Raw genomic sequence first — 17,474 nt, 5'->3', positions numbered from 1 at the left:
AATCACCATCCAGAGGGCAGATAGCCTAACAATGAAGCGATGGCGTACACCGCGCTGGCCAGGTACAGCAACACAATGCTGACCTGCAGCAACGGGTGCGTGATCCAGTTGCACTGCCAGCGCGGGGTCTGGTCGCCATGCTTGCGCGCGCCGCGCAGGATCAGCATCGGCATGATCGACAGGATCACCCCGCTGAACACCCCGGCGAAGTAGAGCGCGTTGACGAACGACACCAGCCCGCTGTAGGCCAGCACGAACGGCGGCACCACCACCAACAGCAGCACGCCGAAGCGGCGCAGCGGCAGCTCGTCGTTGCCCAGCCGAAACTTGTCGAAAATATTGGTCAGGAAGCTGCCGCCCAATCCCCAGTACGAGGTCAGCATCGCACACAGCGCGAAGATGTTGGCGGAGAAGAACGCCCACTGCCCCAGCGCCTGGCCCCAGGAGATGGTGGCCACGTCGGAGATGTCATCCAGCCCGCTGAGCGCGATCACCGACATCGGCACCGCCGCCAGCAAAATGAAGGTCACCACCATGCCGACGATGATCGCCTTCGGCAGTTGCTCGGGCTTGTCGGCAAAGCCGCGCGCCATCTCCGGCACGATGTACTGCGCCGAGAAGCAGAACACCACCACGTTGAACACCGGCACCATATAGCGCCAGTCGCCGTCCAGCAGGTTGCGCATCTGCGTGGTGTCTTTCAGCAGCGTTGCCGCCACCAGCGCGGTCAACATCACCACCATGCCGATGCTGATGAACTTCTCGCCGCGGCCGATCGCTTTCAACCCCAGGTACAGCACGCCGGCGGCGGGCACGAAGAACAGCAGGCTGCCCAGCGCCGGCGAGATGCCGAACAGCGATTGCAGCAGCTTGCCGCTGCCGGTCATATAGGCGGTGAGCGCCCCAACGCTGTTGACGCACACCGAAGCGAACATCAGCCAGGCGCCCAGGCCGCCGACGTAGCGCTTCGCCAGCCCGCTCAGCTGCAGATGCGCGCGGGTGCGCAGCGTGGATTCGGCAACGTACAGCATGGTGATGGTGGTCAGGCTTCCCACCAGCACCAGCCAGAACAGCAGCGGCAGAAAGCCGGCCTTGCTGGAGGCGTAGGCGATGGAGAGCACCCCGGCGCCGATGTTGGTGCCGACGATCATCGCCACCCCTTCGAGGAAACTTAACGATTTGGCGGGTGCAGGTGCTCGCACCCCGGCGGCAAGCGCCGGAGAAACAGAGATATTATCAGACATGCATCATCCTTTATCGCCCGGCGACGCTGGCCGCCGGGATGGGTTAACGTCCTGACGCTCAACAGCTCACATCGATACACAGGTATTTCAGCTCCAGATATTCTTCTATCCCGTAGCGCGATCCTTCACGCCCGAGCCCTGACTGTTTCACGCCGCCGAACGGCGCCACTTCGTTGGAAATCAGCCCGGTGTTGATGCCGACCATGCCGTACTCCAGCGCCTCCGGCACACGCCATTGGCGTGCGGCGTTCTGCGTGAACAGGTAGGCGGCCAGGCCGAATTCGGTGTCGTTGGCCATGGCGATGGCTTCCGCCTCGTCATGGAAGCGGAACAGCGGCGCCACCGGCCCGAAGGTTTCTTCTTTGGCGAAGCGCATCTTCTGCGTCACGCCGGTCACCACCGTCGGCTGGAAGAAAGTGCCGCCGAGCGCGTGCGGCTGGCCGCCGGTGGCGATCTGTGCCCCTTTGATCAGCGCGTCGTCGATATGGCTCTGCACCTTCGCCACCGCATCGCTGTCGATCAGCGGCCCCTGGGTGGTGCCTTCGTGGCTGCCGTCACCCACTTTCAACTGCTCGACCGCCGCCACCAGCTTCTCCGCCAGCCGCTCGTAGATGCCGTCCTGCACGTATATGCGGTTGGCGCACACGCAGGTCTGGCCGCTGTTGCGGAACTTGGAGGCCATGATGCCCGCTACCGCCGCGTCCAGATTGGCGTCGTCAAACACGATGACCGGCGCATTGCCGCCCAGCTCCAGCGACAGTTTCTTGATGCTCGGCGCGCACTGCGCCATCAGGATGCGGCCGACCTCGGTCGAACCGGTAAAGCTCAGCTTGCGCACCACCGGGCTGTCGCACAGCACTTTGCCCACCTGCGCCGCTTCGCCGGTCACCACCTGCAACACGCCGGCGGGAATGCCGGCGTCCTGTGCCAGCTTGGCCAGCGCCAGCGCGGTCAGCGGCGTTTGCTCGGCCGGTTTGACGATGATGGCGCAACCGGCCGCCAGCGCTGGCGCCACCTTGCGGGTGATCATCGCCGCCGGGAAATTCCACGGGGTGATGGCCGCGCACACGCCGATCGGCTGCTTCACCACCACCAGGCGCTGCGAAGCCTGCGGCGCCTGCAATACCGCGCCGTCCACCCGCTTGGCCTCTTCGGCGAACCAGGTGATGAACGACGCGGCGTACGCCACTTCGCCGCGCGCTTCCGCCAGCGATTTGCCCTGCTCGGCGGTCATCAGCTGCGCCAGATCTTCCTGCGCGGCCAACACCTTGTCGGCCCAGGCCAACAGCAGCGCAGAACGCTGCTTGGCGGTCAGCTGTTTCCAGTCATTTTGCGCCCGCTGCGCCGCCGCGATCGCCTGCTGGGTTTCCTCTTCGCTGACCAGCGGAATGCTGGCCAGTTCGGCGCCGGTGGCCGGGTTGATCACCGCTTCGCGTTTGCCACTCAGGGCATCGCACCATTCGCCGTTGATCAGACACTGGCTGCGCAACAGCTCGGGATTATTCAATTTCATGCCGATAGCTCCTTAGTGGGCCAGCGCGCGGGACAGAATGCCCATCGCCTTGGTGAACTGATCGTCCGGGATGGTCAGCGGGTAGAGGAAGCGGATCACGTTGCCGTTCACGCCGCAGCTCAGCAGCAGCAGCCCTTCCGCCATCGCCTTCTGCTGCACCTGACGGGTGATCTCCGCCGAAGGCTTGCCGGTAGATGGATCGTTGAACTCCACCGCCACCATCGATCCCTGCGCGCGCACATCGGCGATCGCCGGGCTGGTTTTGCGCGCCTGCTGGAGCACTTCCACCAGGTGCTGCCCCAAGCGCTGGGCGCGCTGGCACAGCTGCTCTTCGTCGATCACGTCCAGCACCGCGTGCGCGGCGGCCACCGCCAGCGGGTTACCGGCGTAGGTGCCGCCCAGCCCGCCCGGCGCCGGCGCGTCCATCACCTCGGCGCGGCCCGCCACCGCCGACAGTGGCATGCCGCCCGCCAGGCTTTTCGCCATGGTGATCAAATCGGGCTTAACGCTGTAGTGCTCCATGGCGAACAGCTTGCCGGTACGGGCGAAGCCGGTCTGCACCTCGTCGGCGATCAGCAGAATGCCGTGCTGGTCACACAGCGCACGCAGCGCCTGCATGAACTCGGCCGGCGCCACGTTGAAGCCGCCCTCGCCCTGCACCGGCTCCAGCACGATCGCCGCCACCTGCTTGGGATCGATATCCGCTTTAAACAGGCGATCCAGGCTGTTCATCGCGTCTTCGGTGGTCACGCCGTACAGCGCGTTCGGGTACTGGCCGTGGAACACCGAGCCGGGGAATGGGCCAAAGCCCAGTTTGTAAGGCGCCACTTTGCCGGTCAGCGCCATGGTCATATAGGTACGGCCGTGGAAGCCGCCGCCGAAGGTGATCAAGCCCGGACGGCCGGTGTAAGCGCGGGCGATCTTCACCGCGTTTTCCACCGCTTCCGCGCCGGTGGTGAAGAAGGCGGTTTTACACGGGCCGACGATCGGCGCGCGCTGGTTGATGCGCTCCGCCAACGAAACATAGCTTTCGTAAGGAACGATCTGATAGGCGGTGTGGGTGAAAGCCTGCAACTGCTTTTCAATCGCGGCGATCACCTTCGGGTGGCGATGGCCGGTGTTCAGCACGGCGATCCCCGAGGCGAAGTCGATCACTTCTTTGCCTTCCACATCCCACAGCGTGGCGTTCTCTGCGCGCTCGGCGTAAAAACCACACATCACGCCCACTCCGCGCGGGGTGGCGTCCTGACGGCGTTGGTTCAATTCTGCGTTTTTCATGCTGTTCTCTCCGGTCGGTGCCAGTTACACGTTTCGTTCACATTCGTGAAACAATGCCGTTTATTTACACAGGATGTGGCCCTATAATCGAGTGCCAGTTACGAATAATTGAGGGATCCAATTGCGCTCATTGAGTGGTGATCTGTTGCTGCAGCGCCTCGGCGAACAGCCCGATGACAAGCTGCACAAGCGGCTTTACAACGCGATCCGCACCAGCATTCTCGACGGCAGCCTGCCGCCCTCCAGCCGCCTGCCCGCCTCGCGCGATCTGGCGCAGGAGCTCAGCCTGTCCCGCAACACCGTATTAACCGTTTATGAACAACTGCTGGCGGAAGGCTACGTGTCGGCGCGCGCCGGCAGCGGCACCTTCGTCGCCGACACGGTGCCGGACAGCTGCCTCTCCACCGGCGGCGCTCCGGCGGACGGCAGCGGGCAACCGCGGCGCGTCGAACTGTCGGAGCGCGGCGCCACGCTGCTGCACCACGCCAGCGCCAGCCCCAAACAGTGGGGGGCATTCATTCCCGGCGTCCCCGACGTCAACGCCTTTCCCCATCAGCTGTTCAGCAAGATCCAGGCGCGCCTCAGCCGCCGCCCGGCGCCGCAGCGGCTGACCTACAGCAATCAGGGCGGCAGCCCGGAGCTGCAGCATGCGTTGGTGGAGTATTTACGGGTGGCGCGCTCGGTGCGCTGCTCGCCGGAACAGATCCTGATCACTGAAGGCATCCATCAGGCGATCGATCTGGTGACGCGCATGTTGTGCAATCCGGGGGATGACGCCTGGATCGAAGAACCGGGCTATTGGGGGATCCGCAATATCCTGCGCATCAATGCGTTGAACATCTGCCCGCTGGCGGTGGACGAGGCCGGGCTGGTGCCGCCGGAGCAGCCAACGACGCCACCCCGCCTGATTTTCGTCACCCCGTCGCACCAGTATCCGCTCGGCTCGGTGATGAGCCTGGCGCGCCGCCAACGGCTGCTGGCGCTGGCGCGCAACGCCGGCGGTTGGATCGTCGAGGACGACTACGACAGCGAATTCCGCTTTTCCGGCCAACCGATCCCGGCGCTGCAAGGGCTGGAGGCCGACGCGCCGGTGATTTACATCGGCACCTTCAGCAAGACGCTTTACCCGGCGCTGCGCCTCGGCTATGTGGTGTTGCCGCCGCCGCTGGTGCAAGCGTTGAAAACCGCCCACGCCGAGCTGTACCGCGGCGGGCACCTGCTGATCCAGAGCGCGCTGGCGGAGTTTATTCAAGAGGGGCACTACACCGCGCATATCCGCCGCATGCGGTTGCTGTACGCCCGGCGGCGCGCCTTCCTGACCGGATTGATCGAACAGCATCTCGGCAAACAGGCGCTCAGCGAATTCAACAGCAACGCCGGATTGCACCTGATCCTCAACCTGCCGGACGAGGCCGACGACGTGGCGATCGCCGCCGCCGCCGGCGCGCAGGGGGTGCTGGTGCGGCCGCTGTCGCGCTACTACATGCTGCCCAACCGCCGGCGCGGCCTGCTGATGGGATTTGCCTGCGTACCGGAAGAGCAGATGGCCGCGGCCTTCACCCAGCTGCTGGCGTGCATCAACACGCCCGAGGTGAAAAAGGCGGCCCCCTAGGGCCGCCTTCGCGCGTTACCAGGCCTGAAGCCGCCAGCCGTCCATCTGTCGCTGCAGACGGTGTGTCGGCCGCAGCGCCTGCAGGAAGTCTTCGTCGTGCGACACCACCAGCATCGCGCCGGGGAAATCCGCCAGCGCAGTTTCGATCGCCAGCGACGACGCCAGATCCAGGTGGTTGGTCGGCTCGTCGAGCAACAGCAGCTGCGCCGGTTGTCGCCGCCACAGCGCGCAGGCCAACGCCGCCTTGAGCCGTTCGCCGCCGCTCAGCGAGCCCAGCGGCAGCGCGATGCGATCCGCGCCAAGCTGCAACTGCGCCAACCGGGTGCGCAACGCGCCTTCCGCCAACGGTGAATCCTGCAGCCCCAGATGCTCCATCACCGACAGATTCGGGTCGAGCTGCGACAGGGTTTGATCGAGGTAGGCCGTCGACAGCGGGCAATGACAATGGCCGGAAAGCGCCGTCAGCTGACCGAGAACGGTCTTCAGTAAGGTGGACTTGCCACAGCCGTTGGGGCCGGTCAACGCCACGCGCATCGGGCCGTCGATACGCAGATCGAGCGGCGGCGCGCTGACGAACGGCAGCTGCAGCCGCTCGAGCACCAGCACCTGCTTGTTCGCGCTCACTTCGCTGCCGGGCAGTGCCAGCAACACCGGCTGTTCCTCTTCCACCCGCTGATAGGCTTCGCGCACCGCCGCATCGAGGCTGTCGCGCTGATCCTGATGCTGTTTGCGCAGCGTACCGAGGCTCTCCTTCGCCGCCGACTTGTAGGCCACCCGCTCAAAAGAGGCGATATTCAGCGTATCGACGACGCGCAGCGTTTGCGCCGAGCGCCGCTGGCTCATGTCGTGCTCTTTCTGCTGGCGAGCGCGGGTGCGGCGACGCTCCTCGCGCGCATGCTCCAGATCGGCGCGCGCCGCCTGCTGTTCCGTGTCGCGCTGGCGCCGGTAGTCATCGTAGTTGCCGCCGTAGCTGCGCAGCGCACCGGGTGTCAGTTCGACAATGCGCGCCATGCGCGCCAGCAGCTGCCGGTCATGGCTGGCGATCAGCAGCCCGCCGCGCCACTGATCCAGCTGCTGATACAGCCAGGCACGCCCGACGCTGTCGAGGTGGTTGGTCGGTTCGTCCAGCAGCAGAAAATCCGCTTCGCCCAGCAACGCCCCGCACAGCGCCGCGCGCATCCGCTCGCCGCCGCTCAGAGAGCTTGCGGATCGCAACGGATCGAAGGCCGGCAGCCCGGCGGCGACAAAGGCGTTTTGCAGACGATCGTTGAGATCCCAGCGCCCTTCCAGACGATCGATATCGTCCGCCAGCGGCTGCCCCTGCTCGAGACGCGCCAGCGCGGCAAACACCTCGCCATAGCCCAACAGCTGGGCCAGCGTGGTGTCCGCGGCGATCTCCGGCTGCTGCGCAACGTAAGCCAATGCGGCATGGGATTCGACGTAACCGTTACCCGGCCGATCCAACCCGGCGATCAGGCGCAGCAGCTGGGTTTTGCCGACGCCGTTGCGCCCCACCAGGCCACAGCGCTGCCGATCGAAAGCGAGATCCAGCGGGCCGAACAGCGTTTCGCCGTCAGCAAATTGGCAGGTCAGTTGATGTAAAACGAAATAAGGGGACTGCGCAAAATGAGCCATAAGCACTCCTGAATGAGATCAAAACATCCCCACAGGGCGCAAGAGCGCACAGCGTGGGACCAGATATCAACAGGTGTGGGTGTTCATTTTCGGTAGTGGCTCCGCAGAGAGAAGGAATTTACAACGCGCAAAGGTTAACCGATCTTTTGTTCGTTATGCAAACAGAGTCTGAGATTCATGACGTCTATCACATTCGGCGCAACGCAGATTCCCAAGCGGCATGACAACGGCTAGATTTATCTCATCCGACCACTTGTGTTCACATAATTATAACAACGGGCCCCGATTTCACCCGATGGAGAGTGCAATGAGCAATTACCCTCACCTGCTGGCGCCGCTGGATCTCGGCTTCACCACCCTGAAAAATCGGGTGCTGATGGGATCGATGCATACCGGCCTGGAAGAGCTGCCCGACGGCCCGCAGCGCCTGGCCGCGTTCTATGCCGAGCGCGCCGCCGCCGGCGTGGCGCTGATCGTCACCGGCGGCATTGCCCCGAACGAACAGGGCGTGGTGTTTCGCGGCGGTTCGATCCTCAACAGCGAGGAGCAATTGCCTCACCACCGCCCGGTGACTGAAGCCGTCCACCGGGCGGGCGGCAAAATTGCGCTGCAGATCCTGCACACCGGCCGTTACAGCTATCAACCTAAGCTGGTGGCCCCTTCCGCGCTGCAGGCGCCGATCAACCCGTTTACGCCGAGCGCGCTCAGCGCAGCGGAGATCGAGCAGACTATCGCCGACTTCGCCCGCTGCGCGGCGCTGGCGCAGCAGGCCGGCTATGACGGCGTTGAGGTGATGGGATCCGAGGGCTATCTGATCAACCAATTCTTGACGACGCGCACCAACCAACGCGACGACCAATGGGGCGGCAGCTTCACCAACCGCATGCGGTTCGCCGTCGAGACCGTCAGGGCGGTGCGCCAGGCCGTGGGCCCGGCATTCATTCTGATCTACCGGCTGTCGATGCTCGATCTGGTGGAGGACGGCTCCAGCTGGCAGGAGATCGAACAGCTGGCGCTGGCGGTCGAACAGGCGGGCGCCACGATCATCAATACCGGCATCGGCTGGCACGAAGCGCGCATCCCGACCATCGCCACCATGGTGCCGCGCGCCGGATTCAGCTGGGTAACCCGCAAGCTGATGGGCAAGGTCAGCATCCCGCTGATCACCACCAACCGCATCAACGATCCGGCGGTGGCCGAGCAGGTGCTGGCGGACGGCTGTGCCGACATGGTGTCGATGGCGCGCCCGTTCCTTGCCGACGCCGCCTTTGTGCAGAAAGCCGCCGAGGGGCGCGCCGACGAGATCAATACCTGCATCGGCTGCAACCAGGCCTGCCTCGACCAGATATTTGAAGGCAAGCTGACCTCCTGCCTGGTCAACCCGCGCGCCTGCCGCGAAACCGAAATGCCGCTGACGATGGCGGAGAAACCGAAAAAGCTGGCGGTGATCGGCGCCGGCCCCGCCGGGCTGGCGTTTGCCACCACCGCCGCCAGCCGTGGCCATCAGGTGACGCTGTTCGACGCCGCCGAGCAGATCGGCGGCCAGTTCAACATCGCCAAACAAATCCCCGGCAAGGAAGAATTCCATGAAACCCTGCGTTACTTCCGCCGCCAGTTGGCGCTGCGCGAAGTGACGGTCAGGTTGGGCGTCAAGGTCGAGGCGGCGGATTTAAGCGAATTCGACGAAGTGATCCTCGCCTGCGGCATCGTGCCGCGCACCCCGGACATCCCCGGCATCGGGCACGCCAAGGTGCTGAGCTATCTGGACGTGCTGCGCGATAAAAAACCGGTCGGCCAGCGGGTGGCGATCATCGGCGCCGGCGGCATCGGCTTCGACACCGCCGAGTACCTTAGCCAGCACGGCATGTCCAGCAGCCTGGATCAGACGGAATTCAACCGCGAATGGGGCATCGATGGTCGCCTTGAGCAACGCGGCGGGCTTGCAGCGCAAGGCCCTCAGGCGCCACGCGCCGCGCGGCAGATCTACCTGTTGCAACGTAAAACCAGCAAGGTAGGCGAAGGCCTGGGGAAAACCACCGGTTGGATCCACCGCGCCAGCCTGGCGATGCGCGGCGTGAAGATGCTCAATAGCGTCAGCTATCGGCTGATCGACGATGAAGGGCTGCACATCACCCGCGCCGAGCAGGAAAGTTGCCTGCCGGTGGACACGGTGATCGTCTGCGCCGGGCAGGAACCGCGCCGCGAGCTGCAGCAGCCGCTGCTGGCGATGGGGAAAATCGTGCACCTGATCGGCGGCGCCGACGTGGCTGCCGAGCTGGACGCCCGCCGTGCGATCGATCAGGGCACGCGGCTGGCGATGGCGCTGTAAAAAAAAAGGGCGCCCGGCGCCCCTTGTTATTCACTCAGCGACGCGCGCCGGATTTCACCGCTTTCAGGATCACGAACTTCTTGTTCGAGGCCACCAGCGTGCAGTTGCCGAACAGACGCTTGAGCTTCTGGTGATAGTCGAGGTGACGGTTGCCGACGATGCGCAATTCGCCGCCCACCTGCAGGCAGCGCTTGGCGTCGCAGAACATCTGCCAGGCGGTGTGATCGGTAATGGCGTGCTGCTGGTGGAACGGCGGGTTACACAGCACCGCCTGCACGCTTTCGCGCTCGATGCCCGCCAGCGCGTTGTTCACCTCAAACTGACAGCGATCCAGCTCTTGCGGCAGGTTGTGCTCCACATTCAGCTCGCTGGAAGCCACCGCCATGTAAGATTCATCGACGAAGGTCATCTGCGCTTCCGGGTTTTGCGCCAGCGCCGCCAGGCCAATCACGCCGTTGCCGCAGCCCAGATCGATGATATGGCCGTTCAGGCCACGCGGCAGATGATCCAGGAACAGGCGCGCGCCGATATCCAGGCTGCCACGCGAGAAGACGTTGGCGTGGTTGTGGATCAGCCAATCGGTGCCGTCCAGCGTCCAGTTGGTGGTTTCCGCTGCCGCCGGCGGGACGATGTCCGCCGCCTGACAGAAGATCAGGCGCGCCTTCTTCCACGCCAGGCTGGTGCGCGTCGGGCCCAGCACCTTTTCAAACAGCTGCATCGTCGAGGTATGCACGTCGCGCGCCTTGGCGCCGGCGACGATCAGCGTGTCTTCGGTCACGACGTGGCGCAGCGCGCGCAGCTGCTGTTCCAGCAACGCCAGCGCTTTCGGCACGCGAATCAGCACCACCGCCGGCGCCGCCGGCAGCTCGGCCAGGCTGTCCAACAGCGTGACCTGCTCGGGATCCAGACCGTTGAGCTTCAGGTTGTGGCGCGTCGCCAGCTGGCTCATGTACGAGTCGCTGACGCTGTAAGGACGATGCGCGTGCAGCGCACAGGCCAGGGTGCCGAAGTTATCGTTGAAAATCAGCACCGGACGGCCGCCGATATCTACGTTTTCAAGCTGTTGCAGCAGATATTCGTCCGCTGCTTCCCACGCCTGCAGTTGGGTGGATTCTTCCTGTTGGGGATAACGCTCCAGCTCAAGTTGCTGTGTTCCCAGATCGAGTTGGCTCATTGCCCCTCCTGACTGATAAAATTTGGGCTGTTTATCCCCTAAAAACGCCCGTCAGTAAAATGTTTTTTCGGATAAATTGCGTATGTCAGGATTTGAGCGAAAAAACAGCATAGAATGACCGGCTGAATGGCCGTTGATACGGAACAAGAATGTCTGAATTGACCTACCTGCAAGGCTACCCAACGCATCTGCAAAGCCAGGTGCAGCAACTGATCCATCAGAATCGGCTGGGGGACGTGCTGCTGCAGCGCTATCCGCAGGTGCACGACTGCACGACCGACAAATCGCTGTATCAGTTTACCGTCGATCTGAAAAACCAGTACCTGCGCAACGCCCAACCGCTGAGCAAGGTGGCCTACGACAGCAAGATCCACGTCATGAAGCACGCGCTCGGCCTGCATACCGCTATCTCGCGCGTGCAGGGCGGCAAGCTGAAGGCCAAGGCGGAAATCCGCGTGGCGACGGTGTTCAAGGTCGCGCCCGAGCCCTTCCTGCGTATGATCGTGGTGCATGAGCTGGCGCACCTGAAAGAGAAAGATCACAACAAGGCATTCTACAGCCTGTGCTGCCATATGGAGCCGGATTACCACCAGTTGGAGTTCGATACCCGGCTGTATCTGACGCACCTTTCGCTGTTCGGCGAGCTGTATGCATAGCGCGTGAGGGCGTGATAATCTGCGGTTTTAAGCCTGGACCGGAGCTCGCCATGATTCGCTTTGCCGTCGTCGGCACCAACTGGATTACGGAACGTTTTATCGATGCCGCCCATGAAAGCGGCAAACTCAAGCTGAGCGCCGTGTATTCACGCTCGCTGGAACAGGCGCAGGCGTTTGGCGCCAACTATCAGGTCACGCAGTTTTTCGACTCTCTCGAGGCGATGGCCCAGTCCGACGCCATAGACGCGGTGTATATCGCCAGCCCCAATTCCCTGCACTGCCCGCAATCGCTGCTGTTCCTGCGCCATAAAAAGCACGTGATCTGCGAAAAACCGCTGGCCTCCAACCAGCGCGAAGCGGAACAGCTGGTAGCCTGCGCGCGGGAAAATCAGGTGGTGCTGTTCGAGGCGTTCAAAAGCGCCTATCTGCCGAATTTTCTGGCGCTGCAACAGGCATTGCCGAAAATCGGCCGGCTGCGCAAAGCCTTCATCAACTACTGCCAATACTCTTCGCGCTACCCGCGCTACCTGGCCGGCGAGAACCCCAACACGTTTAATCCACAGTTCTCCAACGGCTCCATCATGGACATCGGCTACTACTGCCTGGCCAGCGCGGTGGCGCTGTTCGGCGCGCCGCAGTCGGTGCTCGCCAGCGCCACGCTGCTCGATACCGGCGTGGACGCCCACGGCACCGTCTGCCTGAACTACGGCGATTTCGACGTCACGCTTTCCCATTCCAAGGTCAGCGACTCGGCGATCCCCAGCGAGATCCAGGGGGAGGAAGGCACGCTGATTATCGACAAGATTTCCGAGTGCCAGGGCGTGGCGCTGACGCCGCGCGGCGGCAACCGCCAGGATCTGAGCCAGCCGCAGCACATCAACACCATGCTGTATGAGGCGCTGGCCTTCGCCGAGTTGGTTGAGAAGCGTCAGGTGGAACATCCAGGGCTGGAGAATTCGCTGATCGTCGCCCGCCTGCTGACCGACATCCGCAGCCAGACCGGCGTCGTTTTCCCCGCCGACGGAGAATGAGATGAAACCGCTGCTCGTGATGCAAACCGGCGACGCGCCGCAGGCCATTCGTCAGGAATTGGCCAACTTTGAAGGCATGTTTCTGCAACAGGGCAACATCGACGCCGAACGCGCGCACATCGTGCATCTGCCCGCCGGCGAGCGGCCGTTGCCGCCGGCCGCCTATTGCGGCGTGGTCATCACCGGCTCGCCGGCGATGGTGACCGAACGGCTGCCGTGGAGCGAGGAGGCCGCCGAATGGCTGCGCCAGGCGATGGCGATCAAACTGCCGCTGTTCGGCGTCTGCTACGGCCACCAGCTGTTGGCCTACGCGCTCGGCGGCGAAGTGGGTTACCACCCGCAGGGCATGGAGGTCGGCACGCTGGAGATCGAACTGCTGCCCGCCGCGGCCGAAGACCGGCGGCTCACCCTGCTGCCGCCGCGCTTCAAAGCCAACCTGATCCACTCGCAGAGCGTGCTGACGCCGCCCGCCGGCGCGCAGACGCTGGCGCGTTCGCAGCAGGATGCGCACCAGATCCTGCGCTATGGCGATCATGCCCTGACCACCCAGTTCCACCCGGAATTCAACGGCGCGGTGATGAGCCAGTATCTGCAGTGGCTCGGCGAGCTGCATCCCGAGCAGCAGGCCCGCTATCAGCAGCAACAACAACAGGTTAGCGACACGCCGTTCAGCCGCCTGCTGCTGCAGGGATTCGTCGTCAGCCTCGGCGCGCAAAAAGCGATGGCCGGCTAACGCGATTCACGTTGACCGCCGACACATTTTGCATTACTTTCTGCTCTGCAAAGGGGAGTAACTTCATTGCCGGTCAATCGTCATTACGATGCGCAAGCATCCGGTTACCGGGCAACCTGATGTCAAAGGTGTAATCACCTTCATCAACGTTGTAAGTGAGACCTTGCCGGAAGGCGAGGTTTGCTTGCAGCGTTCACAGAGCGGCTGGCGTCTTCCGACGTTGGCCGTTTTTGTTTTTGAAGGATACCTCTGATGATGAATTCCGTTGGCACACCGTGGTTATGGGGCAGCTTCGCCGCCGTCATAGTCGTGATGCTCGCAATCGATCTCCTGTTGCAGGGCCGTAAAGGCGCGCACACCATGACCCTGAAGCAGGCCGCCAGCTGGTCGCTGGTGTGGGTCAGCCTCTCTCTGCTGTTCAATTTCGGTTTCTGGTACTACCTGAATGAAACCGCCGGGCGCGCCGTAGCCGATACCCAGGCGCTGGCCTTCCTGACCGGCTACCTGATCGAAAAAGCGCTGGCGGTGGATAACGTGTTCGTCTGGCTGATGCTGTTCAGCTACTTCGCCGTGCCGGCCAACCTGCAACGGCGGGTGCTGATCTACGGCGTGCTGGGCGCGATCGTGCTACGCACCATCATGATCTTCGCCGGCAGCTGGCTGGTCAGCCAGTTCCAGTGGCTGCTGTATCTGTTCGGCGCTTTCCTGCTGTTCACCGGTATCAAGATGGCGCTGGCGAAGGAAGATGATTCGGCGATCGGCGACAAGCCGCTGGTGAAATGGCTGCGCAGCCGCCTGCGCATGACCGACAGCCTGGAAGGCGAGCGTTTCTTCGTGCGCCGCAACGGCATCCTGTTCGCCACCCCGCTGGTGCTGGTGCTGATCCTGGTGGAACTGAGCGACGTGATTTTCGCGGTGGACAGCATTCCGGCGATTTTCGCCGTGACCACCGACCCGTTCATCGTGCTGACCTCTAACCTGTTCGCCATCATGGGCCTGCGCGCCATGTACTTCCTGCTGGCCAACGTGGCGGAACGTTTCTCGATGCTGAAATACGGCCTGTCGGTGATCCTGGTGTTTATCGGTATCAAGATGCTGATTATCGACTTCTTCCACATCCCGATCGGCATCTCGCTCGGCGTGGTGGCGGGCATCCTGACGCTCACTTTGCTGATCAACGCCTGGGTCAATCGCCGCAACGATCGCCTGGCGAAGAAATAACCATAATCTGTTATCCGGGGCGCTAGTCGCCCCGCGATTGTTTGGCAATTCCCCCAAAACGCCAAACGTTATTGCGATCACACAAATGTAACCAGTATGTTATCAAGTGTTGATCCGCGCTCAGAATTTCACCCTCGCCTCTTTCCAACCTCATTCGATTGCTGAATACTAATTCGGCAAACACACTTAGTTACAGAATCATATAAAGCTGCCCGACGTCGTTCCCGCCGTGGCGGCCAGATAACATCAGGAAGAAAGCACTATGCAAAAACTATTACAAAGGATCACGCAGGGTAGCCTGGTCAAACAAATCATGGTCGGCCTGGTGGCCGGCATTCTGGTGGCGCTGGTTTCGCCGGCGGCCGCTGCGGCCGTCGGCCTGCTCGGTTCCCTGTTCGTCGGCGCGCTGAAAGCGGTGGCGCCGGTGCTGGTGCTGATTCTGGTGATGGCCTCGATCGCCAACCATAAACAGGGGCAGAAGACCAACATTCGCCCGATCCTGTTCCTCTACCTGCTGGGCACCTTTGCCGCCGCGCTGGTGGCGGTCGTCGTCAGCTTTATCTTCCCTTCTACGCTGGCGCTGACCACCGGCGCGACGGACATTACCCCGCCAGGCGGCATCGTGGACGTGATGAAAGGCCTGCTGCTGAGCGTAGTGGCCAACCCGTTCCATGCGCTGATTAACGCCAACTACATTGGCATTCTGGCGTGGGCCGTCGGGCTGGGGCTGGCGCTGCGCCACGCTTCCGACACCACCAAGGGGCTGATCAACGACATGTCCCATGCGGTTACGCTGGTGGTGCGCGCGGTGATCCGCTGTGCGCCGCTCGGCATCTTCGGCCTGGTGGCTTCCACGCTGGCGGAAACCGGCTTCGGCGTGCTGTGGGGCTACGCCCAGCTGCTGATGGTGCTGCTCGGCTGCATGCTGCTGGTGGCGCTGGTGCTCAACCCGCTGATCGTTTACTGGAAAATCCGCCGCAATCCGTATCCGCTGGTGTTCGCCTGCCTGCGCGAGAGCGGCGTGACAGCCTTCTTCACCCGCAGCTCCGCCGCCAACATCCCGGTGAACATGGAGCTGTGCAAAAAGCTGAATCTGAATGAGGACACCTACTCGGTTTCCATCCCGCTGGGCGCCACCATCAACATGGCTGGCGCGGCGATCACCATCACCGTGCTGACGCTGGCGGCGGTGAACACGCTGGGCATCGCGGTGGACGTCCCGACCGCTCTGCTGCTGAGCGTGGTGGCCGCCCTGTGCGCCTGTGGCGCCTCCGGCGTGGCCGGCGGCTCGCTGTTGCTGATCCCGCTGGCGTGCAACATGTTCGGCATTCCGAACGACGTGGCGATGCAGGTGGTGGCGGTCGGCTTTATTATCGGCGTGCTGCAGGATTCGGCGGAAACCGCCCTCAACTCCTCCACCGACGTGCTGTTCACCGCCGCCGCCTGCCAGGCGGAAGATCAACGGCTGGCGAACGAAGACCCGCTGAAGGTGCGTTAATCGCGCGTTGCTTCATAAAAAGGCGCTCCCTCGAGCGCCTTTTTTGTCAGCTTTAGAGCGTCACCCCGCTTTTAAAGATCGCCAGCTCGCGGAAATCGTTGGCTTCATTGCGCGCCGGGCGGCCGTTGGCGATCTCGACGATCAGATCGACGAAGCAGCCGAGCAAGGTCTCCATCGCCACGCCGTGAACCAGGCCGCCGGCGTCGAAATCGATCCAGTGCGGTTTCTTCGCCGCCAGCTCGCTGTTGGTGGCCAGCTTCACCGTCGGCACAAAGCCGCCGTACGGCGTGCCGCGCCCGGTGCTGAACAGCACCATATGGCAGCCGGCGCCGGCCAGCGCGCTGGTCGCCACCGCATCGTTGCCCGGCGCGCTGAGCAAATTCAGCCCCGGCACACGCAGCCGCTCGCCGTATTTCAGCACGTCTACCACCTGGCTTAGCCCCGCTTTTTGGGTGCAGCCGAGCGATTTCTCCTCCAGCGTAGTGATGCCGCCGGCCTTGTTGCCCGGCGACGGATTCTCATAAATTGGCTGTTGATGGGCGATGAAATAGCGTTTGAAATCGTTGATCATATCGACGGTTTTTTCGAAGGTCTCCCCATCGCGGCAGCGGCTCATCAGAATGCGCTCGGCACCGAACATCTCCGGCACTTCGGTCAGCACCGTGGTGCCGCCGTTGGCTATCACATAGTCGGAGAACCGCCCCAGCAGCGGGTTGGCGGTGACACCCGACAATCCGTCCGAACCGCCGCACTCCAGGCCGAACTTCAACTCGCTCAGGCGGCCCGGCTCGCGGCGATCGTAGCGCATCTCCCGGTACAGCTCGTGCAACAGCGCCAGCCCGGCTTCCACCTCGTCGTCCTGTTGTTGGCACACCATAAAGCGCAGCCGCCGCTCGTCCGCCATCCCCAGCGTGGCGCGAAAAGCATCTACCTGATTGTTCTCGCACCCCAACCCGATCACCAGCACCGCGCCGGCATTGGGATGGCGCGCCATGTTCTGCAGCATGATGCGGGTGTTGGCATGATCCTGCCCCAGCTGCGAGCAGCCGAACGGATGGCTGAACAGATGCACGCCGTCGATCCCCTCCGCCTGCGTTTGCTGCAAAAAGCGCTGCTGGATCTGGCGGGCGATGCCGTTGACGCAGCCGACGGTCGGCACGATCCACAGCTCGTTGCGGATCCCCACGTCGCCGCCGGCCCGGCGGTACAGCTGCACCTCGCGATCCGCCGCCTGCGGCGGCAACGCCGGGAACTGCGGCTGGTAACGGTAGCTGTCCAGATCGCTCAGGTTGGTTTTGGCGTTTTGCGAATGAATGTGCTCCCCAGGCGCAATGGCCGCGAGCGCATGGCCGATCGGCTGGCCGTATTTGATGATGTCTTCGCCCTCGGCGATCGGGCCGAGCGCAAACTTGTGCCCGCGCGCCACCGGCTGCGCCAGCTGAATACGCTCCCCGCCCAACTCAAGCATTTCTCCGGCGGCCAGATCGCGCAGCGCCACCGCCACGTTATCCTGCTCGTGAATCTTTATCGTACTTTGCATAAACCAGTCC

Annotated in this window: 13 protein-coding genes; 7 read left to right on the top strand and 6 right to left on the bottom strand. The window is 63.2% G+C overall.

What is annotated here, in order from left to right; translation table 11 throughout:
- Positions 1-2: 2 nt before the first annotated feature.
- From QMZ29_RS20625 to QMZ29_RS20615, 3 genes are read right to left on the bottom strand one after another with little or no spacing between them, the layout of a single operon-like run.
- Positions 3-1,244 (bottom strand): aromatic amino acid transport family protein, encoded by a 1,242-nt coding sequence (locus QMZ29_RS20625; protein ID WP_033639324.1) that lies wholly within the window; start codon positions 1,242-1,244, stop codon positions 3-5.
- 58 nt (positions 1,245-1,302) lie between these two features.
- Positions 1,303-2,757, bottom strand: a complete 1,455-nt coding sequence (locus QMZ29_RS20620; RefSeq protein WP_043142047.1) for an NAD-dependent succinate-semialdehyde dehydrogenase — start codon at positions 2,755-2,757, stop codon at positions 1,303-1,305.
- A gap of 12 nt (positions 2,758-2,769) precedes the next feature.
- A complete protein-coding gene (locus QMZ29_RS20615; protein WP_197780867.1) occupies positions 2,770-4,035 on the bottom strand; it encodes a 4-aminobutyrate--2-oxoglutarate transaminase in 1,266 nt (421 codons plus the stop codon).
- A gap of 121 nt (positions 4,036-4,156) precedes the next feature.
- Between QMZ29_RS20615 and pdxR the strand changes: the two genes are divergently transcribed.
- Positions 4,157-5,647, top strand: a complete 1,491-nt coding sequence (gene pdxR / locus QMZ29_RS20610; protein WP_141972449.1) for a MocR-like pyridoxine biosynthesis transcription factor PdxR — start codon at positions 4,157-4,159, stop codon at positions 5,645-5,647.
- A 15-nt stretch (positions 5,648-5,662) separates the two neighbouring features.
- Here the strand turns inward: pdxR and QMZ29_RS20605 are convergent, their stop codons facing one another.
- Complete coding sequence (locus QMZ29_RS20605; protein WP_261425124.1) at positions 5,663-7,282, bottom strand: ABC-F family ATP-binding cassette domain-containing protein; 1,620 nt, start codon at positions 7,280-7,282, stop codon at positions 5,663-5,665.
- Between the two features lie 307 nt (positions 7,283-7,589).
- Here QMZ29_RS20605 and QMZ29_RS20600 point away from each other — a divergent pair, with 307 nt between their 5' ends.
- Positions 7,590-9,611 (top strand): oxidoreductase, encoded by a 2,022-nt coding sequence (locus QMZ29_RS20600; RefSeq protein WP_197811442.1) that lies wholly within the window; start codon positions 7,590-7,592, stop codon positions 9,609-9,611.
- A gap of 34 nt (positions 9,612-9,645) precedes the next feature.
- Here the strand turns inward: QMZ29_RS20600 and rlmG are convergent, their stop codons facing one another.
- Positions 9,646-10,785 (bottom strand): 23S rRNA (guanine(1835)-N(2))-methyltransferase RlmG, encoded by a 1,140-nt coding sequence (gene rlmG, locus QMZ29_RS20595; RefSeq protein WP_060434619.1) that lies wholly within the window; start codon positions 10,783-10,785, stop codon positions 9,646-9,648.
- A 149-nt stretch (positions 10,786-10,934) separates the two neighbouring features.
- On the opposite strand from rlmG, the gene QMZ29_RS20590 reads away from it, so the two are divergent.
- The 5 genes from QMZ29_RS20590 (at position 10,935) to sstT (ending at position 15,924) form a co-directional block, all read left to right on the top strand.
- Complete coding sequence (locus tag QMZ29_RS20590; RefSeq protein ID WP_004937154.1) at positions 10,935-11,441, top strand: M48 metallopeptidase family protein; 507 nt, start codon at positions 10,935-10,937, stop codon at positions 11,439-11,441.
- Positions 11,442-11,491: 50 nt separating this feature from the next.
- On the top strand, positions 11,492-12,472 hold the full coding sequence (locus QMZ29_RS20585) for a Gfo/Idh/MocA family protein (protein ID WP_197811443.1): 981 nt from the start codon (positions 11,492-11,494) through the stop codon (positions 12,470-12,472).
- Between the two features lies 1 nt (position 12,473).
- The gene (locus QMZ29_RS20580; RefSeq protein ID WP_060434620.1) at positions 12,474-13,205 is read left to right on the top strand and encodes a glutamine amidotransferase; all 732 of its coding nucleotides are present in this window, start codon (positions 12,474-12,476) and stop codon (positions 13,203-13,205) included.
- Positions 13,206-13,457: 252 nt separating this feature from the next.
- Positions 13,458-14,426 carry a TerC family protein gene (locus QMZ29_RS20575; protein ID WP_025304345.1) on the top strand — a complete coding sequence of 323 codons (969 nt, stop codon included), beginning with the start codon at positions 13,458-13,460 and terminating at the stop codon, positions 14,424-14,426.
- Between the two features lie 262 nt (positions 14,427-14,688).
- On the top strand, positions 14,689-15,924 hold the full coding sequence (gene sstT / locus QMZ29_RS20570) for a serine/threonine transporter SstT (protein WP_197759147.1): 1,236 nt from the start codon (positions 14,689-14,691) through the stop codon (positions 15,922-15,924).
- Positions 15,925-15,976: 52 nt separating this feature from the next.
- Here the strand turns inward: sstT and QMZ29_RS20565 are convergent, their stop codons facing one another.
- On the bottom strand, positions 15,977-17,464 hold the full coding sequence (locus QMZ29_RS20565; protein ID WP_197759145.1) for a UxaA family hydrolase: 1,488 nt from the start codon (positions 17,462-17,464) through the stop codon (positions 15,977-15,979).
- Positions 17,465-17,474: the final 10 nt, after the last annotated feature.

The organism is Serratia sp. PF-27, assembly GCF_030053255.1.
GTDB lineage: Bacteria > Pseudomonadota > Gammaproteobacteria > Enterobacterales > Enterobacteriaceae > Serratia > Serratia bockelmannii.
This window is presented reverse-complemented; position numbering and strand designations above follow the sequence as displayed.

Bases quoted from the DNA above. Each gene is read 5' to 3' on its own strand.
- QMZ29_RS20585 (WP_197811443.1), top strand. From the start codon at position 11,492: ATGATTCGCTTTGCCGTCGTCGGCACCAACTGGATTACGGAACGTTTT.
- QMZ29_RS20605 (WP_261425124.1), bottom strand. From the start codon at position 7,282: ATGGCTCATTTTGCGCAGTCCCCTTATTTCGTTTTACATCAACTGACC.
- QMZ29_RS20620 (WP_043142047.1), bottom strand. From the start codon at position 2,757: ATGAAATTGAATAATCCCGAGCTGTTGCGCAGCCAGTGTCTGATCAAC.
- QMZ29_RS20615 (WP_197780867.1), bottom strand. From the start codon at position 4,035: ATGAAAAACGCAGAATTGAACCAACGCCGTCAGGACGCCACCCCGCGC.
- QMZ29_RS20590 (WP_004937154.1), top strand. From the start codon at position 10,935: ATGTCTGAATTGACCTACCTGCAAGGCTACCCAACGCATCTGCAAAGC.
- QMZ29_RS20565 (WP_197759145.1), bottom strand. From the start codon at position 17,464: ATGCAAAGTACGATAAAGATTCACGAGCAGGATAACGTGGCGGTGGCG.
- QMZ29_RS20600 (WP_197811442.1), top strand. From the start codon at position 7,590: ATGAGCAATTACCCTCACCTGCTGGCGCCGCTGGATCTCGGCTTCACC.
- QMZ29_RS20625 (WP_033639324.1), bottom strand. From the start codon at position 1,244: ATGTCTGATAATATCTCTGTTTCTCCGGCGCTTGCCGCCGGGGTGCGA.
- QMZ29_RS20575 (WP_025304345.1), top strand. From the start codon at position 13,458: ATGATGAATTCCGTTGGCACACCGTGGTTATGGGGCAGCTTCGCCGCC.
- QMZ29_RS20580 (WP_060434620.1), top strand. From the start codon at position 12,474: ATGAAACCGCTGCTCGTGATGCAAACCGGCGACGCGCCGCAGGCCATT.
- rlmG (WP_060434619.1), bottom strand. From the start codon at position 10,785: ATGAGCCAACTCGATCTGGGAACACAGCAACTTGAGCTGGAGCGTTAT.
- sstT (WP_197759147.1), top strand. From the start codon at position 14,689: ATGCAAAAACTATTACAAAGGATCACGCAGGGTAGCCTGGTCAAACAA.